The organism is Saccharomonospora cyanea NA-134 (assembly GCF_000244975.1).
GTDB lineage: Bacteria > Actinomycetota > Actinomycetes > Mycobacteriales > Pseudonocardiaceae > Saccharomonospora > Saccharomonospora cyanea.
Window position 1 is genome coordinate 3,758,881 of record NZ_CM001440.1, and the last position, 24,889, is coordinate 3,783,769.

Annotated in this window: 21 protein-coding genes; 13 read left to right on the forward strand and 8 right to left on the reverse strand. The window is 68.6% G+C overall.

Translation table 11 applies throughout. The features are described 5' to 3' along the window. Positions 1 to 11 precede the first annotated feature (11 nt). From metH to SACCYDRAFT_RS17460, 5 genes are all read right to left on the reverse strand, one after another. Positions 12 to 3,560: a methionine synthase gene (gene metH, locus SACCYDRAFT_RS17440; protein ID WP_005458183.1), complete on the reverse strand. Its 3,549-nt coding sequence runs from the start codon at positions 3,558 to 3,560 to the stop codon at positions 12 to 14. Between the two features lie 2 nt (positions 3,561 to 3,562). Then, positions 3,563 to 4,540 carry a carbohydrate kinase family protein gene (locus SACCYDRAFT_RS17445; RefSeq protein WP_005458185.1) on the reverse strand — a complete coding sequence of 326 codons (978 nt, stop codon included), beginning with the start codon at positions 4,538 to 4,540 and terminating at the stop codon, positions 3,563 to 3,565. A 136-nt stretch (positions 4,541 to 4,676) separates the two neighbouring features. Beyond that, positions 4,677 to 5,876 carry a methionine adenosyltransferase gene (metK, locus tag SACCYDRAFT_RS17450; RefSeq protein WP_005458187.1) on the reverse strand — a complete coding sequence of 400 codons (1,200 nt, stop codon included), beginning with the start codon at positions 5,874 to 5,876 and terminating at the stop codon, positions 4,677 to 4,679. A gap of 58 nt (positions 5,877 to 5,934) precedes the next feature. Further along, entirely contained in the window at positions 5,935 to 7,644 is a 1,710-nt protein-coding gene (locus tag SACCYDRAFT_RS17455; protein ID WP_005458189.1) for a glycine/sarcosine N-methyltransferase, read from the reverse strand. Between the two features lie 1,004 nt (positions 7,645 to 8,648). Beyond that, complete coding sequence (locus SACCYDRAFT_RS17460; RefSeq protein WP_005458191.1) at positions 8,649 to 9,587, reverse strand: hypothetical protein; 939 nt, start codon at positions 9,585 to 9,587, stop codon at positions 8,649 to 8,651. A 223-nt stretch (positions 9,588 to 9,810) separates the two neighbouring features. Here SACCYDRAFT_RS17460 and SACCYDRAFT_RS17465 point away from each other — a divergent pair, with 223 nt between their 5' ends. Then, positions 9,811 to 10,698: a helix-turn-helix domain-containing protein gene (locus SACCYDRAFT_RS17465; RefSeq protein WP_043536601.1), complete on the forward strand. Its 888-nt coding sequence runs from the start codon at positions 9,811 to 9,813 to the stop codon at positions 10,696 to 10,698. A gap of 375 nt (positions 10,699 to 11,073) precedes the next feature. Here the strand turns inward: SACCYDRAFT_RS17465 and SACCYDRAFT_RS17470 are convergent, their stop codons facing one another. Beyond that, entirely contained in the window at positions 11,074 to 11,304 is a 231-nt protein-coding gene (locus SACCYDRAFT_RS17470) for a helix-turn-helix domain-containing protein (RefSeq protein ID WP_005458196.1), read from the reverse strand. 575 nt (positions 11,305 to 11,879) lie between these two features. On the opposite strand from SACCYDRAFT_RS17470, the gene SACCYDRAFT_RS17475 reads away from it, so the two are divergent. Both SACCYDRAFT_RS17475 and SACCYDRAFT_RS17480 read left to right on the forward strand, forming a co-directional pair. Next, the gene (locus SACCYDRAFT_RS17475; protein ID WP_005458198.1) at positions 11,880 to 12,689 is read left to right on the forward strand and encodes an IclR family transcriptional regulator; all 810 of its coding nucleotides are present in this window, start codon (positions 11,880 to 11,882) and stop codon (positions 12,687 to 12,689) included. An 81-nt stretch (positions 12,690 to 12,770) separates the two neighbouring features. Next, on the forward strand, positions 12,771 to 13,028 hold the full coding sequence (locus tag SACCYDRAFT_RS17480; RefSeq protein WP_005458200.1) for a GntR family transcriptional regulator: 258 nt from the start codon (positions 12,771 to 12,773) through the stop codon (positions 13,026 to 13,028). A 13-nt stretch (positions 13,029 to 13,041) separates the two neighbouring features. Here the strand turns inward: SACCYDRAFT_RS17480 and SACCYDRAFT_RS17485 are convergent, their stop codons facing one another. Then, positions 13,042 to 13,860 (reverse strand): alpha/beta fold hydrolase, encoded by an 819-nt coding sequence (locus SACCYDRAFT_RS17485; protein WP_005458202.1) that lies wholly within the window; start codon positions 13,858 to 13,860, stop codon positions 13,042 to 13,044. Between the two features lie 54 nt (positions 13,861 to 13,914). Between SACCYDRAFT_RS17485 and SACCYDRAFT_RS17490 the strand changes: the two genes are divergently transcribed. Continuing rightward, a complete protein-coding gene (locus SACCYDRAFT_RS17490) occupies positions 13,915 to 14,442 on the forward strand; it encodes a CGNR zinc finger domain-containing protein (RefSeq protein WP_005458204.1) in 528 nt (175 codons plus the stop codon). 13 nt (positions 14,443 to 14,455) lie between these two features. Here SACCYDRAFT_RS17490 and SACCYDRAFT_RS17495 read toward each other — a convergent pair whose 3' ends face one another. Further along, entirely contained in the window at positions 14,456 to 14,830 is a 375-nt protein-coding gene (locus tag SACCYDRAFT_RS17495) for an STAS domain-containing protein (protein ID WP_005458205.1), read from the reverse strand. 396 nt (positions 14,831 to 15,226) lie between these two features. Here SACCYDRAFT_RS17495 and SACCYDRAFT_RS17500 point away from each other — a divergent pair, with 396 nt between their 5' ends. The 9 genes from SACCYDRAFT_RS17500 (at position 15,227) to SACCYDRAFT_RS17540 (ending at position 24,880) form a co-directional block, all read left to right on the forward strand. Next, on the forward strand, positions 15,227 to 16,027 hold the full coding sequence (locus SACCYDRAFT_RS17500; protein ID WP_043536603.1) for a SigB/SigF/SigG family RNA polymerase sigma factor: 801 nt from the start codon (positions 15,227 to 15,229) through the stop codon (positions 16,025 to 16,027). A 99-nt stretch (positions 16,028 to 16,126) separates the two neighbouring features. After that, complete coding sequence (locus tag SACCYDRAFT_RS17505) at positions 16,127 to 16,681, forward strand: (2Fe-2S)-binding protein (protein ID WP_005458209.1); 555 nt, start codon at positions 16,127 to 16,129, stop codon at positions 16,679 to 16,681. After that, entirely contained in the window at positions 16,678 to 17,670 is a 993-nt protein-coding gene (locus tag SACCYDRAFT_RS17510) for an FAD binding domain-containing protein (RefSeq protein ID WP_005458211.1), read from the forward strand. The genes SACCYDRAFT_RS17505 and SACCYDRAFT_RS17510 overlap by 4 nt, the downstream gene beginning before the upstream one ends. Next, positions 17,667 to 19,796, forward strand: coding sequence for a xanthine dehydrogenase family protein molybdopterin-binding subunit (locus SACCYDRAFT_RS17515; RefSeq protein ID WP_005458213.1), 2,130 nt, complete (start codon positions 17,667 to 17,669; stop codon positions 19,794 to 19,796). Before SACCYDRAFT_RS17510 ends, SACCYDRAFT_RS17515 begins: the two co-directional genes overlap by 4 nt. Positions 19,797 to 19,806: 10 nt before the next feature. Then, complete coding sequence (locus SACCYDRAFT_RS17520; protein ID WP_005458215.1) at positions 19,807 to 20,652, forward strand: SDR family oxidoreductase; 846 nt, start codon at positions 19,807 to 19,809, stop codon at positions 20,650 to 20,652. A 29-nt stretch (positions 20,653 to 20,681) separates the two neighbouring features. Next, a complete protein-coding gene (locus tag SACCYDRAFT_RS17525; protein WP_005458216.1) occupies positions 20,682 to 21,014 on the forward strand; it encodes a DUF3140 domain-containing protein in 333 nt (110 codons plus the stop codon). A gap of 79 nt (positions 21,015 to 21,093) precedes the next feature. Next, the gene (locus SACCYDRAFT_RS17530) at positions 21,094 to 21,627 is read left to right on the forward strand and encodes a hydrogenase maturation protease (protein ID WP_052309128.1); all 534 of its coding nucleotides are present in this window, start codon (positions 21,094 to 21,096) and stop codon (positions 21,625 to 21,627) included. 89 nt (positions 21,628 to 21,716) lie between these two features. Continuing rightward, positions 21,717 to 22,463, forward strand: a complete 747-nt coding sequence (locus tag SACCYDRAFT_RS17535; protein ID WP_043537374.1) for a beta-phosphoglucomutase family hydrolase — start codon at positions 21,717 to 21,719, stop codon at positions 22,461 to 22,463. Continuing rightward, the gene (locus SACCYDRAFT_RS17540; RefSeq protein WP_005458220.1) at positions 22,460 to 24,880 is read left to right on the forward strand and encodes a glycoside hydrolase family 65 protein; all 2,421 of its coding nucleotides are present in this window, start codon (positions 22,460 to 22,462) and stop codon (positions 24,878 to 24,880) included. Before SACCYDRAFT_RS17535 ends, SACCYDRAFT_RS17540 begins: the two co-directional genes overlap by 4 nt. The last annotated feature ends 9 nt before the right edge of the window (positions 24,881 to 24,889 follow it).

The window sequence follows — 24,889 nt, forward strand, 5'->3', positions numbered from 1 at the left end:
GAGCCCACTGGTCACGTGTTGAAGTACTTGGCCTCGGGGTGGTGGGCCACGATCGCATCCGTCGACTGCTCGGGATGCAGCTGGAACTCCTCGGACAACGTCACACCGATGCGTTCGGCGTCCAACAGCTCCACGATCTTCGCGCGGTCTTCGAGGTCCGGGCAAGCACCGTAGCCGAAGGAGAACCGCGCGCCCCGGTAGCCCAGTTTGAAGAACTGCCGCACGTCGTCCGGGTCCTCGGCCGCCACCGGCGTGCCCGATGAGAAGCGCAGCTCCTGCCGGATGCGGCGGTGCCAGTACTCGGCCAGCGCCTCCGTGAGCTGCACGCCGAGCCCGTGGACCTCCAGGTAGTCCCGGTAGGCGTTGCGGGCGAACAACTCGTTCGCGTGGTCGGCGATGGGCTGCCCCATCGTCACGAGCTGCAGCGGCAGCACGTCGACCTGTCCCGTCTGCTCGGCCTTCTCCCTCGACCGGAAGAAGTCCGCGAGGCACAGCCTGCGGTCGCGGCGCTGCCGGGGGAAGCTGAACCGCAACCGTTCGGCGGCGTCCGGTTCGTCCTTGTCCACCACGACGAGGTCGTTGCCGTCGGAGTAGCAGGGGAAGTAGCCGTACACGAGTGCGGCATGCGCGAGCACGCCGCGGGTGGACAGCTCGTCGATCCAGGCCCGCAGTCTCGGCCTGCCCTCGGTCTCCACGAGTTCCTCGTACGAGGGGCCCTCGCCCTTCCTCGCGCCGCGCAGCCCCCACTGCCCGAGGAACGTCGCGCGCTCGTCGAGCATCGACAGGTAGTCCGCCACGGCGATGCCCTTGACCACCTTGGAGCCCCAGAAAGGCGGCGTGGGCACGGGTACGTCGGGGTCGACGTCCGAACGGGCGGTGTCGTGCAGGCTGGGTTCGGGACCCTGTTCGGCCCTGCGCTTCTCGGCGATGCGCAGCGACCGCTCACGGCGGGCCTTGCGTTCCGCCTTCTTCGCCCGCTCGGCCTCGTCCTCCTCGGGGGCCTCGCCACGCTTGACGGCCATCACGCGGTCCATCAACTTCAGGCCCTCGAAGGCGTCCTTGGCGTAGCGGACGTCGCCCTCGTACACCTCGTCCAGGTCGTTCTCGACGTACGTGCGGGTCAGCGCGGCCCCACCGAGCAACACCGGGTACTTCCGCGCGACCCCCCGGGAGTTCATCTCCTGCAGGTTGTCCTTCATGACCACCGTGGACTTCACCAGCAGGCCCGACATCCCGATGGCGTCGACCCGGTGCTCCTCCGCCGCCTCCAGGATCGCGTTGATGGGCTGCTTGATGCCGATGTTCACGACGTCGTAGCCGTTGTTCGACACGATGATGTCGACGAGGTTCTTGCCGATGTCGTGAACATCGCCCTTCACCGTGGCCAGCAGGAGCTTGCCCTTGCCACCGGAGTCGGTCTTCTCCATGTGCGGTTCGAGGTGGGCCACCGCCGTCTTCATCACCTCGGCCGACTGCAGCACGAACGGGAGCTGCATCTGACCGGAGCCGAACAGCTCGCCGACGACCTTCATGCCCGCGAGCAGGTTCTCGTTGATGATGTCGATCGGGTTCTTCTCCCGCATGGCGGCGTCGAGGTCGGCTTCGAGGCCGTTGACCTCACCCTCGACGATGCGTTTCTCCAGCCGTTCGAACAGCGGCAGCCTCGCGAGTTCCTCCGCGCGGGAGGCCCGGGCGGAAGACGCGGTCTTGCCCTCGAACAGCTCCATGAGCCGCCGCAGTGGGTCGTAACCGTCACGCCGGCGGTCGTAGACGAGGTCGAGCGCCACCTGCCGCGCCTCGTCGTCGATCTTGTTCATCGGCAGGATCTTCGACGAGTTCAGGATCGCGGAGTCGAGTCCCGCCTCCCGGCACTCGTGCAGGAACACGGAGTTCAGCACCTGGCGCGCCGCCGGGTTCAGACCGAACGACACGTTGGACAACCCCAGGGTGGTCAGGACGTCCGGGTGGCGCTTCTTCAGCTCGCGGATCGCCTCGATCGTCTCGAGAGCGTCCCTGCGGACCTCCTCCTGACCGGTGGTGATCGGGAAGACGAGGCAGTCGATGATGATCGACGACGTCGTCAGGCCCCAGTTGGTGGTCAGGTCCTCGATGGCGCGCTCGGCCACCCGGAGCTTCCAGTCTGCCGTGCGAGCCTGGCCCTCCTCGTCGATGCAGGTGACGACCACCGCGGCGCCGTGCTCGACCGCGAGTTCCATGACGCGCTGGTAGCGGCTTTCCGGTCCGGTGCCGTCCTCGTAGTTCACCGAGTTGATCGCACACCGCCCGCCGAAGTGTTCGAGGCCGGTGCGCACGACGTCGGGTTCGGTGGAGTCGACCATGATCGGCAGCGTCGACGCCGTGGCGAGCCGGGAGGCCAGCTCGGCCATGTCGCGCGTGCCGTCACGGCCCACGTAGTCGACGCACAGATCGAGCACGTGCGCGCCCTCGCGGGTCTGTGCCTTGGCGATCTCGACGCAGTCGTCGTAGCGCTCGTCGAGCATCGCCTCGCGGAACTTCTTCGAGCCGTTCGCGTTGGTCCGCTCCCCCACGTTCAGGATCGAGGCGTCCTGCTCGAACGGAACCGACTGGTAGACCGACGACACCGACGGCAGGTGCCGAGACCGCCGTTGTGCGGGCGACAGCGACGAGACCGCCTCCACCACCGCGCGCAAGTGCTCCGGCGTCGTGCCGCAGCACCCGCCCACCAGGCGGGCCCCGAAGTCCTTGGCGAACGTGGCCAGCGCCTCGGCGAGTTCGTCCGGCCGCAACGGGTACACCGCGCCGTTCGGGCCGAGTTCCGGCAGGCCCGCGTTCGGCATCACCGAGATAGGCACACGCGCCTGCTCGGACAGCACCCGCAGGTGCTCGCTCATCTCGGCGGGCCCGGTGGCACAGTTCATGCCGATCACGTCGATGCCCAGCGGCTCAAGCGCCGTGAGCGCCGCACCGATCTCCGAGCCGACGAGCATCGTTCCCGTCTGTTCCACCGTCACCTGCGCGATGATCGGCACCCGGCGCCCGGCTCGCGCCATCGCCCGCTTCGCGCCGACGACGGCCGCCTTGGTCTGCAACAGGTCCTGCGACGTCTCCACGAGCACGGCGTCCACGCCGCCGTCGAGCATTCCCAGCGTGTTCTCGACGTAGGCGTCGCGCAGCACGGAGTAGGGAGCGTGCCCGAGCGTGGGCAGTTTCGTGCCCGGTCCCACCGACCCCAGGACGAACCGGGGGCGCTCGGGTGTCGAGTACTCGTCGGCACACTGCCGCGCCAGGACCGTGCCCTTCTCGGCCAGCTCCCGGATGCGGTCGAGGATGCCGTACTCACCGAAGTTGCCGTAGTTCGTGCCGAACGTGTTGGTCTCGACGGCGTCGCACCCGGCTTCGAGGAAACTGCGATGAACCGCCGACACCACGTCGGGACGGGTGTCGTTGAGGATCTCGTTACAGCCCTCCAGCTGGGCGAAGTCGTCGAGCGACAGGTCGAAGGCCTGGAGGGCGGTACCCATACCGCCGTCCGCGACGAGGATTCGCCGGTCCAGCTCGACGAGAAACCGACTGTCCATGTTCACACCCGCAGCTTGGATTCGATCTCGGCCGCGGCGTCGTTGCCGTAGGTCGTGGCCACCCGTTTGGAGAATTCCGCCCGATCCAGGGTGTATTCCTGCGTGCCGACAGTCTCCAGGACGATGGCAGCCAGGGTACACCCGACCTGCGCGGATCGCTCCGGCCCGAGCTTCGCGGCAAGGCCCCACAGGAAACCGGCGCGGAAGGCGTCGCCGACCCCCGTCGGGTCCACCTCGTCGACCACCCGCACCGCAGGAACGGCCAGGGGAACGGCGTCCTTCGACTCGATCCGCACGCCGTCGGGCCCGTAGGTCTTCACCCAGCACCCGACCCGGTCGAGGACCTCCGCCTCGGTCCAGCCCGTCTCCTTCAGCAGCAGTGACGTCTCGTACTCGTTGGTGAACAGGTAGGCGGCGCCGTCCACCAGGACGCGGATCTCGGGGCCGTCCATGCGCGCCAACTGCTGGGACGGATCGGCGGCGAACGGGATGCCCCGCGCCCGGCACTCCTCGGTGTGACGCACCATCGCCACCGGGTCGTTCGGCGCGACGATCACCAGGTCGAGGGCGCCCACGCGGTCGGCCACGGCCTGGAGTTCGATGTCACGGGCCTCCTCCATCGCCCCGGCGTAGAACGACGCGATCTGCGCCTGCGCCTGGTCGGTCGTGCACAGGAACCGCGACGTGTGTTTGGTCTGTGACACGTGCACCGACCTGGTGTCGACCCCGTGCCGTTCCAGCCACGAGCGGTAGTCGTCGAAGTCCTGGCCGACCGCGCCCACCAGCACCGGTGTCATCCCGAGGCTGCCCAGACCGAACGCGATGTTGGCTGCCACGCCACCTCTGCGGATGTCGAGCTTGTCGACCAGGAACGACAGGGACACCCTGTCGAGCTGGTCGGTCACGAACTGGTCGGCGAACTTTCCGGGGAAGACCATCAGATGGTCGGTGGCGATGGAGCCGGTCACCGCTATGCGCATGCAAACACACTCCTGGTGGGGTGTCGTGGACCTCGGGAACTGGAAGCAACGGGCGGGCTCGCCAGGGTGGCCGAGGCTCTCGGCCCCCGGCAGCGCGCCGTCGAACGGTTCGAAGGGAGTGAGCGCCCTCGGAAGATCACGCCCTCGCGGCGTCCTTCAGCGCGGGCGCCCGGTCGGTCCTCTCCCAGGGAAGGTCGAGGTCGGTACGACCGAAGTGACCGTAGGCCGCCGTGGGCGCGTAGATCGGCCGCAACAGGTCGAGGTCGCGGATGATCGCGGCCGGACGCAGGTCGAACACCTCGGTGATCGCAGCCTGGATCTTGGCCGGATCGACCTTCTCGGTACCGAAGGTCTCCACGAACAACCCCACCGGCGCCGCCTTACCGATGGCGTACGCCACCTGGATCTCGGCGCGCTCGGCCAACCCGGCGGCGACGATGTTCTTGGCGACCCACCGCATCGCGTAGGCCGCCGAGCGGTCCACCTTCGACGGGTCCTTACCCGAGAAGGCACCCCCACCGTGCCGCGCCATACCGCCGTAGGTGTCGACGATGATCTTGCGACCCGTCAACCCCGCGTCCCCCATCGGACCACCCACCACGAACCGGCCCGTCGGGTTGATCAGCGTCCTCGGCTCGGCGGCGTCAAGCCCCAGCGACTCGATCTCCGGGGTGATGACGTGCTGCACCAGGTCACGAGCGAGCATTCCGTCGAGGTCGATGCCCTCGGCGTGCTGGCTGGAGATCACCACGGTGTCCAGCCGCACCGGGCGGTCACCCTCGTACTCGATGGTCACCTGCGTCTTGCCGTCCGGCCGCAGGTACGGCACCGTGCCGTCCTTGCGGACCGCCGTCAGCCGGCGGGACAAGCGGTGGGCCAGCGCGATGGGCAGCGGCATCAGCTCCGGGGTGTCCGAGCACGCGTAGCCGAACATCAACCCCTGGTCACCCGCACCCTGGCGGTCGAGCTCGTCGAGCGCGCTCTCCAACCGGGTCTCGTAGGCGGTGTCCACGCCCTGCGCGATGTCGGGCGACTGCGAACCGATGGCCACGTTCACGCCGCACGAGGCACCGTCGAAGCCCTTCGCCGACGAGTCGTAGCCGATCTCCAGGATCGTGTCACGCACCAACGTGGGCACGTCCACGTACGCCTCGGTGGTCACCTCACCGGCCACGTGCACCTGCCCGGTGGTGATGAGGGACTCCACCGCGACCCGGCTGCTGGGGTCTGCGGCCAGCAGGGCGTCCAGGATGGTGTCGCTGATGGCGTCACACATCTTGTCGGGGTGGCCCTCCGTGACGGACTCACTGGTGAACAGCCTTCGATTAGCAGTCACTTATGCATCCTCGTCTCTCGTCGCTGACAATTCGCCGTTCGCCTCCCGGAGTTCCACGTCAGGCGCGCGCGTGGAATATGCCCCAAGCGAGGTTACCGGCCCGTCCACCGTCGACCCAGTGCTTGAGACCGATCTTCATGCGCGTGAGGTAGGTCTCGCTGACACGGGAGGAAATCTCCTGGTGACGCCGCTGGGTCTCCTCCAGCACTCGCCGGTAGTGAACAGTCAGTTGCTCCGTGTGGTCGTCGAACTCGATTGCGGACAAACCGAGTTTGCTCAGTTCTCGGCGGTAGAAACCCGGCGAGCCGAGGCTGTCCAGACGCAGGCGGTCGAGGATCGGCCGCAGCACCGCCCGGTCGCAGTCGTCCGACGCCATGGGGTCGGTGAAGACGAACTCACCCGCCGGTCGCAACACGCGTGCGACCTCCTCCAGCACGCGGACGCGGTCGCCGCTGTGCAGCATCGCGTCCTGTGACCAGACGACGTCGAACTCGTCGTCCTCGAACGGCAGGTCCTCGAACGAGCCGTTCACCACCTCGACGAGTGCCGACAGCCCCTGTTCCTCGGTGAGGCGGCGGTTGCGCTCGTTCTCCACCTCACTGAGGTTGAGGCACGTGACCCGGCAACCGAACGTTCTCGCGAGGTGACGCGCCGCGCCACCGTAGCCGGAGCCGATGTCGAGTACCCGGGTCGACGGCGTGAGACCGACCTTGGCGGCCATGTGTTCGACGGTGCGCCTGCTCGCCGTCGCGATGTCCTCGTGCTCGTCGGCGTAGAGGCCGATGTGGATGTCCTCACCGCCCCAGACGGAGTAGTAGAAGTGGTCGGCGTCGTCCGAGTCGTAGTAGTCGCGAGCGACCACGACCGCCGCCGAGTACCGCTTCTGTCGAGCACCTGCGGGGACATAGCTCTTCTCCGCCACGTGGACGAGGAAGTCGGGATCGTCCGCTCTGAACGTTTCCTGGAAGTCTCCGTAGGTCTCCACGCGCTGGAACCCTACTTCCCTCAACAACCTGCGCAGGTAATCCTTGCGCAGCGGGAACATGTTGAGGTGGTACTGCGAGTCGTCCGGGAAGCGGTAGCGGAACCGCGCGAGACCTTCGTCGACGTACTCCGGCTCCGCCGTGACCTCCTCGCCGCAGTAGTAGTACGTGTGCTCACCGGAGAACTCGCCGTCGAGGATGGCGTCGTAGTTGCGCTGATCGATGACCAGGATGCCGTCCGGCTTCAACACGGCGTAGAACTCGGCGAGCGCCTTGCGCCGATCTCGCTCGGAGAACAGGTGGGTGAACGAGTTGCCGAGGCAGACCACCGCGTCGAACTGCCCCGGGACGTCCTTGCTGAGCCACCGCCAGTCGGCGTGCACGACTCGCAGGATGTGGCCCCCGTGGTCGAGGCCGTTCTCGAATGCCTTGGCCAGCATCTCCGCGCTGCCGTCCACGCTCACGGTGTCGAAACCCTCCTCGACGAGCCGGACGGAGTGGAAACCCGTCCCGGTGGCCACGTCGAGCACCGACTTCGCGCCGTAGGACCTGAGCAGGTCGACGAAGAAGCTGCCCTCGCTCTCGTAGCGCTTCTTCCAGTCGATGAGCTCGTCCCACTTCTCGACGAAGCCTCTGACGTACTCGCTGGTGTAGTGGTCGGTGTCGCGCACGGTGAGCGGATCGTGCCCGAACTCCTGCGCTGGGTGCGCATCGGCCTCAGGCCGGCCGCTGTTCTCGGTCTCCGCCTGTCCCACCCGGGCGGGGGCGGGCCTCGAACCTTCCATCACACATTCCTTCCACGCTCGACCAGAATGCTTTTTCCACGACTTCTTCGTCGTCATTCCTCCTCAACGCAGACACGCAGGGAACGACATTTTCCAGGCACGCCGAACCGCATACCCGGACCGGAACGAACCGCACTCCGGAGTCACTTTCTCCACGCGCACGACTCGGCCTCCCCGGCAGCCGATTTCCCGACTCCGGGACGACCGGGCCCGATTGCAACACATCGACGATGATCTCCGCAATATGCCATGGCTCGACCTCCGGGAGCACTACGTCGGCAGCGATGGGTCTTTTGCGTGACCCGGATTCTCACCCGCCGTACAACTCGGAAGGGCGGGATTCGGTGCCGAATTCGGCCGGTACCGGGAAATGCGACACACCCGGCGAACATCTCCGACACGAAAGAAAGCCGTGGTCCGGGCTTTGCGCAGGACAACCACCTCAGGCCTGCGGCGCTGTCACGTCGAGGGGAGTCCGGATCACCCGGCACAGGAAATCACCGTTCACCCGACCAGAGCAGCACCACCGATGGTGATTCTCGAAAGAAGACACCCTTGGTGATCATGTCGGCCGAGTGTGAGTTTGATTTCTCATCGGTTGTGTGCCGCATCCGGCAACTCGTTGCGCCATGAACAACCAGGACACCACGACAAGGCGGCCCAACGACAACAAAACCGACGCGCCCACAGCGGATTCCCAGCACGCTCCGCCCACCCCTTCGCGACCAGCGAGAAATGCGGAGACGAACGCGCCACGACAAAACGTTCGAAGTCCGGATCCGTCGACGAAGAGCTGCCGATGCGGACGAAACCGGTGGCACCCAAACAAGTGTCCCGGTGCTGCTGGGGGTTCAGCACCGGGACACTTCACTGCCAGTGCGCCTTGGGGAGGGATGCAGGCGCACGGCCGGCCGACAAAACATGAATGACAGTCCGTCGGCTTCATGTCCGAGCATACGCGGGAGCCTGATGCTTGCATAGTTTTCCACCTAGCCGCATTCCGTTCACCGGAACACGGACCGCGCCTCGTCGGCGAACTTCTTCCACACCGCGACAGCGGCCCTCCCGAGCACATCGGCCACCACCGACGGTTGCCCGAGATCGGCTTCGACCGCGTCGTAGTCGTCCCACAGAGCCGTCGCGGCGTGAGGCTGGAGCATCGCGGCCGGATGCACCCGTCGCCCCTCGCCATCGACGTAACCGTCGTCAGCTCGAAGGTCGACAACCCGGGCGGCGGTCCGCCCCGCGTCGTCGACGACCGTCGCGGCGAGTTCCGCCGCGCGGGCCGGCGCCTCCCCCGGACCGGCCAGGCACAGCACCCGGTGACGTACCCGCCACAAGCGCAGCTCGGGGTCGTCGGCGCACAGCGACGGCCCGTCGTCCGCCCTCGCGGGGCCCACCGCCACCGAGGGCTCCAGCAGCCGAGCCCGCGCCAGAGCGAGCCCCTGGACATAGGCGGCGACATGAGCCCGCTCCAGCTCCCCGAACGGCGTCCGATCGTGGCGGCACGCCCGCGCGCCACTCGGATAGGTCGCCAGGTCGTCACCCCCGGAGGCATCGGGCTCGGGCACGCCGGTATGCCGGAGCACGGGGACGTCACCGATCCGATGCTGGGGCCTGCGCACGTAGCGGCTCAGTCGGAATTCGGCCTCGACGGCATCGCATGCGGCGGCGCGGACCTCCAGGCACACCACCCACAACCGCACGTGGCGCCGACGGCGACGCGACTCCCAGCGCTCCACGTCGGCCGCCTCACGCCTCACACGCTCGACGGCCGGACCGGACCCGGTGACACACTCAAGAGCCCGCAGCCGCGTGTCCAGAACGGCCACGGTGAGCGGCGTGTGGTCCCCCACGCTGCGGTGACCGACGACCCCGGGCCAACGTGGCCGGAGTTCACCTCCGGCGTCGGCGTCGCCGCCTGACGCGCCGCGTTCGCGCACGGGCCCCCACCCTGTCCTCACCGTTTTCCGTCGCGCAGGCCCGGCGACGTGACCAGGCGAGGGGGTTCCCCACGGCCGACGTCGCCGGGGGCTAACGTGACAAGTGTTCAACCGTCCGTAGCCACATCGAATGTAGCGCGCTACCCAGCTAGCGCGCTACAGCGCGGTGTGGTCCATTCGGGTGAAGACCGTCCACTTCACCCGTAGCCGAAAGGTGAGGCCCTTGGTCGAGGTGAGCCACGTCGTCGCGGAGTGGGCGTTCACCCAAGGACTGAAGAAGCTGCGTGAGACGAGCGAGAACTCCAACCAGAGCGAGATCGCTCGCAGGATCGGCAAGAGCCGCGCGACCATCGGACACTACGAAATGGGCCGCTATCTGCCGAGCCACGACAGCCTCGACATCATGCTCGACGCCTACGGCCACGGTGAACGCGCCACGTACTACCGGCAGCTACGCGACCGCGTCGAGATGCACTCGCCCGACTGGTGGGAGGACGAGTTCCCCGAGCACTTCCCACCCCGCTCCATGGCTCTGCTCGCCGGATTCGAGTACTCGGCCACGGACCTGCGGATCTTCGAACCACAGCACGTGCCGGAGCTCCTGCAGACCCCCGCCTACGCCGAGGCCCTGCTACGCGCCGGACTCACCGACCACCGGGCCGACCAGCTGACACTGCACCTGCGCATGCTGCGTGGCAGGCAGGCCGTCCTCAACCGAGCCGACGCACCCCGCCTGGCTTGCGTACTGGGCGAGTCGGCCCTGCGCAGCCCCGTCGGAGGCCCACTCGTCCTCGGCGAGCAGCTCGGTGCGCTGGCGTCACTGGCGAACCGGGAGAACATCGAGATCCGGGTGTTGCCGGACAGCGGCGGAAGGCCGGCGGGAGCCACAGGCGGCTTCACCGAGTTGCTGTTGCCGCCGGAGGTCATCCAGGACTTCTCCGAAGTGGTGTACGTCAGCACTCCGGTCGATCGCATCCATTACGAGAGCCCCGAGGCCCTCGCCGTCTTCCGGGCGCTCTGGGAGCAGGCGTGGCGGTCGGCCCTCTCCCCCGAGGAGTCGGCGGAGATCCTTGCCGATCTCGCGCGGCAGCTCACCAAGGACGCCTCCTGAGGCCCACCCTGGGCGGTGCCAGACACCTGCCGCCCGTGGCAGGACACCATACGAACGGCGTGCCACATCGCCGAGTCGCGCCTGAACGCCACCCACCTCGCGCGGCACAGTGACCACGCGGTCCACGACTCTCCCGGCTCTCCCGGCTTTCCAGGCTTTCTTCTGCCATGCCTTCCCCCCTGGAGCGGTGACGTCGCCCGCGACGTTCGGTGTGCTGGTGCAGGGCGGTGCGGCCGGGCCGGAAGGGGCAGTCCCGGCCGCACCACCACGGCCGCCGTCGCACGATGAACGGTCCCGCGGCGACAGCCGTCGAGACTGTAGCACGCTACGTGGGCAGCGCGCTACACCGCGGCACCTGACGCACCTTTCAACAGGTCACCGCGACGCCCTCCTGATCCGCCCGCACCGGACAGCCTCGAGCAACTGGTCGGAGGGCACGTCGAGCGCGACGCTGAGCCACTGGCGCCAGTAGGGGCCGGGAACACGCTTGCCCCGCTCCCACCTGGCCACCTCGTCGCGGCTCACACTGGAGTTGTTCGAAAGTTCCGCCAGCCGATCGGCGAGCTGATACTGCGTCAGTCCGCGTAGTTTGCGAACCCGGCGCATCAGATCCCAGATCGGTTCGCCTGCTCCCTCCGGAACTGATTGGCGTAACAAACCAGGACTCGGCGCGGCCGGCCCGTCAACGGTGACCGGGTGCGCCTCCCGGGCCGCGGGCACACCGGCCCGCGACGCGGCCTCATGAATTGACATCGGCATCGTCTGCGAGGTTTGGGAACGGTTTCCGCCTCGTCGTGGCAGCGACAGGTCACAGCAGGCGGACACATCCCGCAAACCCCCAGCTGCGCGACCGCACCACGATCGACGCCGCACCAGCTTCCTGGACCGGCACGGAAGCTGCTACCACCAAACGGGCTATTTTCCGCAAATGCAATTCACCTCACAGCGGACCCACCGAGGATGCCGATGGGTCCACCCCCGTCGCTGCAATAAAGCAGGCGGCACCAGAATCAATATCGCCGGAGCGAACGAGTCGTTACCGGCCGAGCACCACCGTGCGCGGCAATACCGGAATACTCGCCCGGAAAATCGTACGGACCTCCATTTCTGGCCCCCTGCTCCGGAACAGCACAACCACTAGAGTTTTGCAACACGTCATCCGTAATTCGCAGGGAGCAGGCGTGCCAGCACGACGCGGCCAGGGACACCACGACTACGCGGACAACACCAGCAGAGGCGAGGAGCGTGACTACACCGTTCGCGCCGTCGAGCGGGTCTGTTCGATCCTCAACCTGCTACAGGAATCCGTGGAGGGTGCGTCCCTCATCGAGGTCGCCCAGGAAACCGAACTGCCGAAGTCGTCGGCGTTCCGCTACCTGTGGACCCTGGAAGCCCACCGCTATGTCGAGCGTGACGGCACCACCGGCCTCTACCGGCTCGGGCTCGGGTTCGTCGGCATGCAGTCACGACACCTGGAAGTGCTGAGGGAACGCGCTCGTCCGTGGTTGGAAAAGCTACGCGACGAATTCGGCGAAACGGTCAATCTAGCCATTCTGGACGGTGATCACGTCGTCTACCTCGATGTCGTGGAGAGCCGGAAGCAGGTCCGGTTCGCCTCGGCCAGGGGATCCCGGGAGACACTGTTCGCCACCGCACTCGGCCGCGCGATCGTCAGCCGGTTCACCGAGGCCCAGACCCGCGAGCTCGCCGGCAACGCGAGCGGCCAGGACACCGTCGGTGACACCCTGCTCGCCGAACTCGCCGAGGCACGGCGACAGGGCTATGTGACCAGCACCGACGAGGACAGCCGGTGTGTCGCCGCTCCGCTGCCCGGCACGCGCCTTCCCGTGGCGATCGGCGTCACGGCTCCCGCGGTACGGTTCTCGGCGGCCGACGCCGAGAAGGCGGCCACGAGGTTGCTGGAGGTGACCCGCCAGATCGCCACCAGCCCGATCCCCGAGCAGCGCACCAGCGTGCCAAGTCCGGCCTGACGGAACGGAGCCGACGCTGCGCGCCGCGTCGCGCCGCGGTCCGCACGTGAGCGCAGCGCGGCGCAGTTCTATCGTGCTGCCATGAACGGTCCCGAACGGAAGAAGTACAACCCGGACAACAAGACGGGGTACGAATACGTTCTGCTCGCCGACCATCTCGCAGGTCTCATCGACAAGGGCGAATGGCCGGCCGGAAGCCGTATCCCCGGCGAGCGCGCCCTGTCCGAGGAATACGGCGTCGCCCTGGACACGGTACGCAAGGCCACGAGAATCCTGCGGGAGCGCGGGCTGGTGCAGACACTGAAGTCGAAGGGCACGTTCGTCTCTCCCCGCGACTGACCCGCCCGCCGGATCAACCCAGGAAGTCGAGCAGCGCCGCGGTCAGCGCGGCGGGGGCGTCGTGCTGCACCAGATGTCCCGCATCGGCGATCCGGCGCAGCCGCGCACCCGGGATGCGGCGCACCAGCTCGTCACCATGCTGCGGTGACAGCCACTCGTCGTCCTCACCCCAGCACACCAGCACGGGCAGCTCCAACTCACCGAGGCGCTCCTCGATCTCGTCGGTGTACCGCTGGTCGGCCTGGGCGATCTGCCGGTAGAACGCGGCCTGTCCCCGCCGACCGAGCCAGGGTTTCACCAGACGGTCCAGGACGGCAGCGGACGTCGGCCGGTGCAGGGCCCCCGCGACGTACTCACGCACCAGTGCCGCGTGCAGCCGCGGAGGCAGTTGCTCGAACACGGCCGCGTGATCGGCCACGAGGCGGAAGAACGGCGATCCCCACGGCGCGAGGGCGACGACGTCCACCAGGGCAAGACTGCGGTAGCGCGCGCCGTGCAACAGGTGGACGCGCAGCGAGACCGCGCCGCCGAAGTCGTGCGCGACCACATCTGGGGCGGTCAGCCCCCAGTGGTCGAGCAGGGCCGCGAAGATCTCCCCCTGCGCCCGCAGCGACACGTCCTGACCGTCACGCTGCTCCGACTCGCCGTACCCCAGTAGATCCCACACGAAGACCTCGTACCGGTCGGCCAACGCGGTCGCCACGTCCCGCCACACCCAGGACGAGAACGGCGTACCGTGCAGTAACACGACGGGGCGTCCGCTACCGAACCGCCCCCACCGCACCGTGCCGCCCGGCGTCTCGAATCGCTCCGGCAGTTCCCAAATCGCCATGTCCAATCCTTCCCCAGTTACCGTCTTAGACCTTCAGACGGTAACATCGTCGACATGTCGTTCCCAAGGACAGAGGCGCCGGGCGAGTTGAAGAAGCTGGAGGAACTCTGCAACTCGGCACGGCTGCTCTACACCGAGGACGCACTGATCACGGCCGCGAGTGCCTCCGCGTGGCTGCGAGCGACCGGCGTGGACGCCGGTGAGCTCAACCGCAAGGAACACGAGCTGCTGCTGAAGCTGCGGGAGACCGTGCGAGACCACCTCGACGGCCAGGAACGAACGTCCGAACTCAACAAGCTCGCGAAGTCGCTGCTGGCGCCGCCCCGGTGGTCGTCGCGGGGGGAACCCGTTCTCCCTCCCAAGAAGACCGGCCCGCTCGACACCTACCTCGGCGAGTGCCTCGCACTGGTCTTCACATCCGGCCTGACCGGCGAACTGGAGCGACTCAAGGTCTGCCGCAACCAGGACTGCCGGTGGGTGTTCTACGACCGATCTCCCGCCCAGAACAGCGTCTGGTGCAGCATGGACGTCTGCGGTGCGCGGCAGAAGATGCGCACCTACCGCTCGCGACACGCCGGGTGATCCGGGAGGACCGTCACGAGAGCGCGGGAGACGGCGCCGTGGCCGTCAGCACCGCCTCGGCGAAATCCGCGCACACCGGCAACTCGCGGTCGAGGTCGGTGATCCGCAGGAGTCGCAGTATCACGGCGGGGCACACCAACGCCCAGCGCACGCGAAGCCGCTCGGCGAGAGCGGACGTGTGCACCAGCACCGACAGTCCGGCGGCGCCGAAGAAGGTGGTGCGGCTCAGATCCAGGACGAGCGCACGCACGCCGGGGAGGACGGCTTCCACGCGCTCACGGAGTTTCGGCGCTCCGAGGATGTCGACCTCGCCGACAACCCTGATCACGACCAGCCCGACCACCGGCCGGTCGACCTGTACGTCGACGTCGTCCTTCGTGCACGCCATCCGGTCGCCGCCTTCCGTCTGAACGGATTCTCCCGGCACGGCTGGGTCACAACCACCGCCTCAGACCGTACGCCCAGCGCCGTTCATGTCGCAAGCACAACGATTAGTGAACACAGCCGGTAACAACACTGGACAAACGTCCACAGTGGATACATAATCACCCACCCACGCGGTCGGTCCTCCTCGCTCGCCCGTGCGACGCTCGGCAGCGGCCCGCGGGATCGCTCGTAGCGTCATGCCATCGGGTGACGCCGTTGCGAGCTGACCAGCGTCGATTGTCACTGACCGCGAGTACCGGAGAGGGCTCCCGGAGCGGTGCCGGACGTGTCAAGCCCCCTCGCCCGACCAGCCGTTGCGGGGGTGTGGCCCCCCTCGCGGCGGGGTAGCCACGCTCCCGTGACCCCTGACGAGCAATCCCGCGTGCAGGCGCGCGAACAAGCGGGAGGCTCAAGCGGATACGAGGATCTCGCTCCACTGTTCAACACACTGGCCGCACTGGACCCGCATGATCCGCGAAGGACGGCCGTACGCGACGAGATCATCACCCGCTGCCTCCCACTCGCCGAGCACATCGCCCGGCGCTTCGTCGGCCGTGGTGAGCCGCGGGACGATCTGGTGCAGGTCGCCAGGCTGGGACTGCTCAACGCCATCGACCGCTTCGACGCGTCCCGGGGCACCGAGTTCGTCGCCTTCGCCGTGCCCACGATCATGGGCGAGGTCAGGCGCCACTTCCGCGACTCCAGTTGGGCGGTCCGGGTTCCCAGGAGACTGAAGGAGCTGCACCTGTCGTTGAGCCAGGCGAGCGGCAAACTGGCCCAGCGGCTCGGCCGGGCTCCGACTCCGAGTGAACTCGCCGCCGAACTCGACCTCTCCCCCGAGGACGTGTGGGACGGCCTGCTCGCGGGCAACGCCTACCAGTCGGTGTCGATGGACGCCGCCTACGACGACGAGGGCACGCTGCCGCTGGCCGAGACCGTCGGCGAGGACGACGTGCAGTTGGAGAACGTCGAGTTCCACGAGTCACTCCAACCACTGCTCGCAAGCCTGCCCGAGCGAGAACGCCGGGTGCTCATCCTGCGCTTCTTCGGCAACATGACGCAGACCCAGATCGCCGAGCGTGTGGGCATCTCCCAGATGCACGTGTCGCGACTTCTCGCGCGCACGCTCGAGTTCCTCCGCAGCAGGCTCACCGAGTGAGCCGGTGGTGAGGACGCGTCGTTTGGTGCCACCACCGGCGGGGTAAGCCGCAGCCGAGCCGCGCAAGGCACGTGTTCGCGACGATCCGGACGGGGTGGCATGCACAGCGAGATCACGCTCATCGTCGACGGCGAGCACCACCGGGTGTCGGTCGACACCCGCGTCACACTCCTCGACGCGCTACGCGACAGGCTCGGCGTCACGTCGCCGAAGAAGGGCTGTGACCACGGCCAGTGCGGTTCGTGCACCGTGCTGCGGGACGGCCGGAGGGTCACGACCTGCCTGACGTTCGCCGTCGCGGCGGACGGGTCCACCATCACCACGAGCGACGGTCTGCGCGACGACGGTGCCCTTCACTCGCTGCACCGCGCCTTCCTCGACCACGACGGTCTCCAGTGCGGGTACTGCACCCCGGGTCAGATCTGCTCGGCGGCGGGGGTGCTGGCCGAGGCGCAGGCCGGTTGGCCGAGCTCGGTGACCCCTCCGACCGCGGTCACGCCCACTCTCGACGCCGACGAGATCCGCGAACGCATGAGCGGGAACCTGTGTCGCTGCGGCGCGTACCAGGGCATCGTCGCGGCCGTCGAGACGGTGGCCGCGGCTCAGGGCCTGAGCAGCCCGGCCGACGACGAACAGCGGGGCGCGGCGTCGTGATCCCCTTCGACTACGAGAGGGCCACCGACACCGAGACCGCGGTCGCGACGGTGACGGGCAACCGCAGGGCCGCTTACCTCGCGGGCGGCACGAACCTCGTCGACCACATGAAGCTCGGCATCGCGGCGCCCGAGGTGCTCGTCGACATCACGAACCTGCCGCTCGACGGCATCGAGGAGCTGCCCGGCGGCGGGGTGCGGCTCGGCGCGGGCTCCCTCAACAGCGAGGTCGCCGCCCATCCACTGGTCCGCCACCGCTACCCCGTGCTGTCGCAGGCCCTGCTCACCGGCGCGTCCGGTCAACTGCGCAACCTCGCCACGGTGGGCGGCAACCTGTTGCAACGCACCCGCTGCGTGTACTTCCAGGACGTCACGACGCCCTGTAACAAACGTGCTCCCGGCGAGGGTTGCTCGGCGCTCGACGGCTACACGCGCTACCACGCCGTGCTCGGCGCCTCACAACGTTGTGTCGCCGTGCATCCGTCCGACATGGCCGTGGCACTCGCGGCGCTCGACGCCGTCGTACGCATCCGCACGGCGGACGGTGAGCGCACCGTACCCGCCGTCGAGTTGCATCGACTGCCCGGTGAGCACCCCGACCGGGACACGGTGCTCGAACACGGTGAGCTGATCACCGCCGTGGACCTGCCCGTGCTGCCGTTCGCCGTGCGGTCCCGGTATGCCAAGGCCCGCGACCGCGCGTCCTTCGCCTTCGCGCTGGTGTCCGTGGCGGCGGCTCTCGACCTCGCCGACGGGGTGGTGCGGGACGTGCGCATCGCGTTCGGAGGGCTCGCGCACAAACCGTGGCGCGCGACGGCCGCCGAGCGCACGTTGCGGGGTGCCGAGGCGACGCCCGAGGCGTTCCGCGCGGCGGCCGAGGCCGAACTCGCCGACGCGAGGCCGCTGCGGGACAACGCCTTCAAGATCCCCATGGCGCGCTCGATGCTCGTGTCCGTGTTGCGGGAGCTGGCACAGGAGGGCGGAGCATGAGCGAGCCACTACGCCCGCAGGCCGTAGGGACCGCTCACGAGCGGGTCGACGGGTGGGCGAAGGTGACGGGCACGGCTCCGTACGCCTACGAGCATCCGGTTCCCGAGCCCGCGTACCTGCGTCCCGTCCAGTCGACCGTCGCGAGGGGGCGGGTCACCGAGGTGGACGCGAGAGCGGCCACCGCGCTCGACGGTGTGCTCACGGTGCTGACACCGTTCAACGCGCCCCGGCTGCGACGCGGCTACGACACGGAGCTGGAGGTGTTGCAGTCCGACGAGGTGTGGTTCCGGGGACAGATCGTCGCGGCGGTGGTGGCCGAGACGCCGGAGGTCGCCCGCCAGGCCGCCGATCTGGTCCGGGTCACCTACGACGTCCGGCCGCACGACGTCACGCTGTCAGCCGATCGCGACGACCTCTACAAGCCCGACGTGGTGAACCCGAGCCATCCCACCGACACCCTCACCGGCGATCCCGACTCGGCCTTCGAGTCCGCCTCCAGGGCGGTGGAAGCCACCTACACCACGGCGATGTACCACAACAACCCGCTGGAGCCACACACGACCGTGGCGCTCTGGCACGGCGAGAACGGCTCCCCCGCGCTCACCCTGTACGACTCCACCCAGGGCGTGCATCCGCTGCGCGACGCCGTGGCGGCGATGTTCGAGCTCGAACCGGAGCGCGTGCGCGTCGTGGCCCCGTACGTCGGCGGTGGGTTCGGGTCGAAGGGCACCCCGCACGCGCACGTGGCTCTCGCGGCACTCGCCGCCGCCCGCACCGAGGGGCGAGCCGTCAAGTTCGCCGTGACCCGGCAGCAGATGTTCTCGTTCGTCGGGTACCGCACACCCACCATCCAGCGGGTGCGGTTGGCCGCCGACGTCGACGGCAGGCTCACCGGCATCAGCAACGACATCGTCGAGCTGACTTCACGCTACAAGGAGTTCGCCGAGCAGACCGGAATACCGACTCGGACGATGTATGCCGCCGCTCACCGGCGCACCACGCATCGCCTGGCGGCTCTCGACGTGTCGGTGCCGTCGTGGATGCGCGCGCCCGGCGAGTGTCCCGGCATGTTCGCCCCCGAGGTCGCCATGGACGAACTCGCCGAAGCCTGCGGCCTCGATCCCATCGAGCTGCGGATCCGCAACGAGCCCTCGCACGATCCCGACAGCGGGAAGCCGCACTCGACGCGCAACTTCGTGGCGTGCCTGACCGAGGGCGCGCGGCGGTTCGGCTGGGGCTCCCGGCCCCGCCTGCCTCGGTCGACGCTCGACGGCGACTGGTGGGTCGGCACCGGCGTGGCCGGCTCCACGTATCCGGTCATGAGGCAACCCGGTTCGGCGTGGGCGTCGGTGCGTTACCGAGGGAAGGGCGGTGCCGGCACCGGCCGGTACGAGGTGTCGATCGGAGCCGCCGACCTGGGTACCGGAGCGTGGACGGTGCTGACTCAGATCGCGTCCGACGCACTCGACGTCTCCCCCACCGACGTCGACGTGCGCATCGGCGACAGCGACCTTCCGCGCGCACCGGTGGCGGGTGGGTCGTCGGGCACCACGAACTGGGGTTCGGCCGTCGTGGCGGCGGCCCGGCAGTTCCGCGACAAGTACGGGCCCGACCCCGCCGACGGCGACGAGTGCACCGCCGCCATGCCCGACGACGGCAACGGCAAGCGGTTCGCCATGGCCGCCTACGGCGCGCAGTTCGCCGAGGTGCGGGTCAACGTGTACACCGGCGAGATCCGCGTGCCGAGACTGCTCGGCGTGTTCGCCGTCGGCCGGGTGATCAATCCGCGTACGGCCCGGTCGCAGCTCGTCGGTGGCATGACGATGGGGCTGTCGATGGCTCTGCACGAGACGAGCGTGCTCGACGAGCGCTTCGGTTTCGTGGTCAACCACGACTTCGCCGAGTACCACATCGCGACGTGCGCGGACGTGCCCTCGGTGGAGGCCACCTGGATCGCCGAGGACGACCCGTACCCGAATCCCATGGGCAGCAAGGGCATCGGCGAGATCGGCATCGTCGGCACGGCCGCCGCGATCGCCAACGCCGTCCACCACGCCACCGGCGTGCGGGTCCGCGACCTGCCCATCACGAACGACAAGGTGTTCGACCCCAACCTGACCGTGTGAGGAGTGATCGGTGAACCAGCCGCAGCAGAGCCAGCAACCGCCCGGCGACACCGGCCGCATGGCCCCGCAACCACGAGACGAGATGCGCGACTGGGTGGGTCGTGACCTGCTCCGCGACCGCAAGGCGCTCATCACGGGCGGCGACTCCGGCATCGGCCGTGCCGTCGCCGTGGCGTTCGCGAAGGAGGGCGCCGACGTCGCCATCGCCTATCTCACCGAGCACGACGACGCCGAGCACACCGCCAAGCTGGTGCGTGACCAGGGCCGCCGGTGCCTGCTGCTGCCGGGGGACCTGGCCGACCGGACTCACTGCGAGCAGGTGGTCGCCGACACCGTGCGCGAGTTCGGCGGCCTCGACCTGCTGGTGAACAACGTCGCGACCCAGCAGGAGCACGAGTCCTTCGACGAGATCGACGACGAGGAGTGGATGCGCACCTTCGACGTGAACATCCACTCCTACTTCCGCGTGACCGCCGCGGCACTGCGGCACATGCCCGAAGGCAGCGCGATCATCAACAGCGGGTCCGTCAACGGCCTGAGGGGCAACAAGAAGCTCATCGACTACTCGGCCACGAAGGGCGCCGTGCACTCGTGGACGTTCGCGATGGCCCAGTCACTGGTGCCGAGGGGAATCCGGGTCAACTGCGTCGCCCCTGGCCCGGTCTGGACTCCGCTGATTCCGGCCACGATGTCCGAGGAACACGTCGAGCAGTTCGGCCAGCAGGTGCCCATGGGCCGTGCCGCCGACCCGGACGAGCTCGCGCCGTCGTACGTGTTCCTCGCCGCGAACCAGATGTCGTCGTACTACACCGGTGAGGTCATGGCCGCACTCGGCGGCGAGACGACCCCGGGCTGACAGACAGGCAACCACCGAGGAGGTGCTGCATGGACCCCAGGACCGACGAGCTGTGGGACGAGTTCCACCGGGTCGTCAACATGTCGTCGCGGGAGCTCTCCGAATGGCTGCGGACCCGCTCTGCCACGCCGGAGGAAGAGGAGCTGCCGGACCGGGCCGGGCCGCAGCTGGGCAGGCGGGTGCTGGAGATCCTCGGCAAGCGCAAGACCGACCTCGTCGACGACGACGTGGACGTGATGCAGCGGGTCGTCGACCGCGTACACGGGCAACGCCGCGACGATCTCGAACCCACGGCCGGGGACGCCAACTGGCGCCACCGGCTGATGACGATCGGCCACGATCCGCTGAAACCCGCCACCTGAAGCCACGTGACCGGCGCGCCCGGTCGGACCGCCGCCCGAGGCGTTGTGTTCACCCGCGCCCGCGCATACCGTGGCAACCATGAGGCCACGCGTGCTGGTCACGGGTATCGGCACCATCCTGCGCGGGGACGAGGGCTTCGCCCTGGAAGTGGTCCAGCGGTTGGCGGAGCAACGGCTGCCCGCGTGGGTGCAGCTCGCCGATCACGGCATCGGTTCGGGCAGGCTCGACTGTGACCTGCTCGGCGACTACGACACCACCGTGCTGGTGGACGGTTCGCCCCGGGGTGGACGTCCGGGGCGGTTACGGGTCACGGACGTGGACCTCACCGGTGCCGGGGTCGCCGACGCACTCACTCCGCCGAACGCCCACGGCATCACCCCGACCGCCGCACTCACACTCCTGCGGCTGCTCGGTGGTGATGCCGCGCGGCTGGTCATCGTCGGCTGCGAGCCTCGGACCACGACGGGCGTCGGGCTCAGCCCCGAGGTCGAGGCCGCAGTGGACCAGGCGGTCGCATTCGTCACCGAGCTGGTGTGGGGCGGGCCGACCGGCCCGTCGCCGGACACGATCGAGGACGAAACCCCACAGCGGCTCCAGGCGGCGCGCGAGTAGCGCGAACGACGTGGCAGGGCCCGTCGGTCGTTCGACTGCCCGGGCTGCTCGTCATGCCGAGTGGTCGTCCGGCTACTAGCGTGATGGGCATGATCGGGTTACCCGACGCGGTCACCGCGTGCCTCTTCGACCTCGACGGCGTTCTGACCAGCACCGCCACCGTGCACATGCGCGCCTGGAAGCAGACCTTCGACGAGTTCCTGAACGAGCACGACCCCGGTGCGGCCCCGTTCGGCGAACGGGACTACGTCACCTACGTCGACGGCCGCTCCCGGCTCGACGGCGTCCGGGCGTTCCTGGCGTCCCGGGGCATCGAGCTCCCGGAAGGCGCGGAGAACGACGACGTCGACGCCGAAACCGTGCACGGTGTCGGCAACCGCAAGAACCGCCTGTTGCTGCGGCTGATCGCCGACGGCGTCACCCCGTACCCGGGCTCGGTCCGCTACCTCGACGCCGCCCGCCGGCACGGACTCGCCATCGGCGTGGTCACGTCGTCGGCCAACGGCGCGACGGTGCTGAGCGCGGCCGGGCTCAGCGACTACGTGCGGGCCCGCGTCGACGGCATCGTCATCCGGGACCGAGGGCTGCGCGGCAAGCCCGCGCCCGACTCGTTCCTCGCGTGCGCCGCCGAGCTCGGAGTCCGGCCCTCCTCGGCAGCGGTGTTCGAGGATGCGCAGGCCGGGGTACGCGCCGGGCGGGACGGTGGCTTCGGCTACGTCGTGGGCGTCAACCGCGCCGAGGGCGACGCGCACGCCGACCAGGAGAAGGCCCTGCGAGAACAGGGCGCCGACATCGTCGTGGACGATCTCGCCGAACTGCTGGAGGAGGGAGCGTGACCGGCAACGTGCCGAGAGCGGAACGCGGATACGCCCGCTCACCGTGGGAACTGCGCTGGCAGGGGCTCGACGTGGACCAGCTGCAGCGCACCGAATCGACGTTCGCGCTGTCCAACGGGCACATCGGGATGCGGGGCACACTGGAGGAGGCCGAACCTCGCGGTCTGCCCGGTACCTACCTCAACGGCTTCTACGAGGAGCACGAACTGCCCTACGCCGAAGCCGGTTACGGCTATCCGGAGGCGGGGCAGACGGTCGTGAACGTCACCGACGGCAAGGTCATCCGCCTACTGGTGGAGGACGAGCCGCTCGACATGCGCTACGGCCAGGCCACCAGTCATCACCGGGTGCTCGACTTCCGCTCCGGGACCCTGCGGCGGGAGACCGAGTGGACCTCCCCCACGGGCCGCCGCGTCCGCGTCCGCACCGAACGGCTCGTGTCGTTCACCCAACGCGCGGTGGCCGCCGTTCGCTACGAGGTCGAACCCCTCGACGGCCGCATCCAGCTGGTCGCCCAGTCCGATCTGATCACCAACGAACCGATCGAGCAGGAATCCGGCGACCCGCGGGTAGCCGCGGCGCTGGAGGCTCCACTGCTCTGCGAGTACTCCAAGGCCGAGGACTACCGCGCTGTGCTCGTCCACCGCACGAAGCGGTCCGGTCTGCGCATGGCCGCCGCCATGGACCACCAGATCGAGGTGAGCCCCGGCCTGCGCACCGACATGGAGTGCGAGGAGGACCTCGCCCGCCTGACCCTCGCCGTCGACGTGCCGATGGGCAGCAAACTCCGGTTCACCAAGTACCTCGCCTACGGCTGGTCGGCGCAGCGCTCCATCCCCGCCTTGCGCGCTCAGGTCGACGCGGCGCTGGCGGGTGCGCTCCAGACCGGCTGGGACGGGCTGCTGGCCGAGCAGCGGGCGTTCCTCGACAGCTTCTGGGCAAGTGCCGACGTCGAGCTCGACGGCGACCCCGAACTGCAACAGGCCATCCGGTTCGCGCTCTTCCACGTGTTGCAGGCCGGGGCCCGAGGTGAGAGCCGCGCGATCCCGGGCAAGGGCCTCACCGGCCCCGGCTACGACGGGCACGCCTTCTGGGACACCGAGACGTTCGTTCTGCAGTTGCTGACCTACACGTTGCCCGACGCCGCGAGAGACGCACTCCGCTGGAGACACTCCACACTGGACAAGGCGAAGGAAAGGGCGAGGCAACTCGGACTTCGGGGCGCGGCGTTCCCCTGGCGCTCGATCAACGGTGCCGAGTGCTCGGCGTACTGGCCCGCGGGCACGGCGGCCTTCCACGTCAACGCCGACATCGCCGACGCCGTGCTGCGGTACCTGAACGCCACCCACGACGTCGAGTTCGAACGTGAGTGCGGCACCGAACTGCTCACCGAGACCGCACGGCTGTGGATCTCACTCGGCCACCACGACCCCCACGGCGGCTTCCGCATCGACGGTGTCACCGGACCCGACGAGTACTCCGCCGTCGTGGACAACAACGTCTACACCAACCTGATGGCGCAACGGAACCTGCGCGCCGCGGCCGACTCCTGCGAGCGGCAACCCGACATCGCCGACGCACTCGGGGTCGACCACATCGAGGTCGCGGGCTGGCGGGAAGCCGCCCGGAAGATGCGAATCCCCTACGACGAACTGCTGAAGGTGCACCCGCAGTCCGAGCGGTTCACCGAACACGCCAAGTGGGACTTCGCGAACACCCCGCCCGACCGCTACCCGTTGCTGCTGAACTACCCCTACTTCGACCTCTACCGCAAGCAGGTCGTCAAGCAGGCCGACCTCGTGCTTGCCATGCACCTGCGCGGCGACGCGTTCTCACTCGAACAGAAGCGCCGCAACTTCGCGTACTACGAGGCGTTGACCGTGCGGGACTCCTCGCTGTCCGCCGCCACCCAGTCGGTGATGGCCGCCGAGTGCGGTCATCTCGACCTGGCCTACGACTACTTCGCCGAGGCCGTGCTCACGGACCTGCACGACCTGCACAACAACGTCCGCAACGGCCTGCACATGGCGTCGCTGGCGGGGTCGTGGCTGGCGATCGTGGCCGGCTTCGGTGGCATGCGCGACTACGACGGCGAGTTGAGCTTCAAACCCCGGCTGCCCCCGGTGCCCCGCCGCATCGCGTTCCGCATGTGTTTCCGCGGCAACCAGTTCTCCGTGGAGATCCAGCAGGACCTCGCTCGCTACCGGCTCTCGTACGGCACGCCGTTCACCATCACCCACTACGGCGTGCCGGTGACGGTGTCCGAGGAGCCCGTCACGATGCCGATCCCGGTGGGCGAGCAGTTGGAACGTCCCTCCCAGCCCGCGTGGCGCGCACCGCTGAGGCGGGTCGCACAGCCCGCGCCCGTCACCCCGGCGGAGTCTCCGAGCCCGGCTGCCACAGTGTCGCAGGCGTAGGTGGGGCGG

Excerpts from the sequence above, each read along its gene's own strand:
- SACCYDRAFT_RS17490 (WP_005458204.1), top strand. The coding sequence starts at position 13,915 with ATGTCGTTCCCAAGGACAGAGGCGCCGGGCGAGTTGAAGAAGCTGGAG.
- metH (WP_005458183.1), bottom strand. The coding sequence starts at position 3,560 with ATGGACAGTCGGTTTCTCGTCGAGCTGGACCGGCGAATCCTCGTCGCG.
- SACCYDRAFT_RS17505 (WP_005458209.1), top strand. The coding sequence starts at position 16,127 with ATGCACAGCGAGATCACGCTCATCGTCGACGGCGAGCACCACCGGGTG.
- SACCYDRAFT_RS17455 (WP_005458189.1), bottom strand. The coding sequence starts at position 7,644 with ATGGAAGGTTCGAGGCCCGCCCCCGCCCGGGTGGGACAGGCGGAGACC.
- SACCYDRAFT_RS17530 (WP_052309128.1), top strand. The coding sequence starts at position 21,094 with ATGAGGCCACGCGTGCTGGTCACGGGTATCGGCACCATCCTGCGCGGG.
- SACCYDRAFT_RS17470 (WP_005458196.1), bottom strand. The coding sequence starts at position 11,304 with ATGCGCCGGGTTCGCAAACTACGCGGACTGACGCAGTATCAGCTCGCC.
- SACCYDRAFT_RS17445 (WP_005458185.1), bottom strand. The coding sequence starts at position 4,540 with ATGCGCATAGCGGTGACCGGCTCCATCGCCACCGACCATCTGATGGTC.
- SACCYDRAFT_RS17535 (WP_043537374.1), top strand. The coding sequence starts at position 21,717 with ATGATCGGGTTACCCGACGCGGTCACCGCGTGCCTCTTCGACCTCGAC.
- SACCYDRAFT_RS17495 (WP_005458205.1), bottom strand. The coding sequence starts at position 14,830 with ATGGCGTGCACGAAGGACGACGTCGACGTACAGGTCGACCGGCCGGTG.
- SACCYDRAFT_RS17515 (WP_005458213.1), top strand. The coding sequence starts at position 17,667 with ATGAGCGAGCCACTACGCCCGCAGGCCGTAGGGACCGCTCACGAGCGG.
- SACCYDRAFT_RS17525 (WP_005458216.1), top strand. The coding sequence starts at position 20,682 with ATGGACCCCAGGACCGACGAGCTGTGGGACGAGTTCCACCGGGTCGTC.
- SACCYDRAFT_RS17480 (WP_005458200.1), top strand. The coding sequence starts at position 12,771 with ATGAACGGTCCCGAACGGAAGAAGTACAACCCGGACAACAAGACGGGG.
- SACCYDRAFT_RS17485 (WP_005458202.1), bottom strand. The coding sequence starts at position 13,860 with ATGGCGATTTGGGAACTGCCGGAGCGATTCGAGACGCCGGGCGGCACG.